General features: G+C 79.8%; 1 pseudogene. It reads left to right on the top strand.

The features are described 5' to 3' along the window. A pseudogene (locus K933_RS16315) lies at positions 1–529 on the top strand (Flp pilus assembly complex ATPase component TadA); the annotation flags it as partial.

The raw sequence follows: 529 nt of genomic DNA, 5'->3' as shown, positions 1-529 counted from the left end.
GCCCGCGAGCGCCGACCTCGGTCCCGAGGCGCTGTCGACGCTCGACGCGGCGCGCCGCCGCCTCGCCGACGGGTCGGTCGACAGCCGGCGGCCGCCGCCGCCCGGCCGGGCGGTCCGGGCGGCCGCGGGCGACGACGACCCGGTCGAGGAGTTGACGCGCGTGCTCCGGAAGCACACCCGCGGGAACGGCCTGCTCGACGACCTGTTCGCCGACCCGCGGCTGACCGACGCCTACCTCACCGCGCCCGTGGCGACGACGCCGCTCCGGGTGACGGTCGACGGGGAGTCGCTGACCACCAACGTCCGCTTCTCGCGGGCGGACGCGGAGACGCTCGCCTCGCGGGTCCGCGCCGAGAGCGGGCGGGCGTTCTCGCGCGCCAGCCCCACGGCCGACGCGACGCTCGACGGCGTGCGCGTCGCGGGCGTCACCGACCCCGCGAGCGACGGACCGGCGTTCGCGTTCCGCCGCGCGGACGACGACCCCTGGACGCTCGCGCGGCTGGTCGCGGCGGGGTCGCTGCCCGCGCGG

This window comes from Candidatus Halobonum tyrrellensis G22 (genome assembly GCF_000495475.1).
Lineage (GTDB): Archaea > Halobacteriota > Halobacteria > Halobacteriales > Haloferacaceae > Halobonum > Halobonum tyrrellense.
This window is presented reverse-complemented; position numbering and strand designations above follow the sequence as displayed.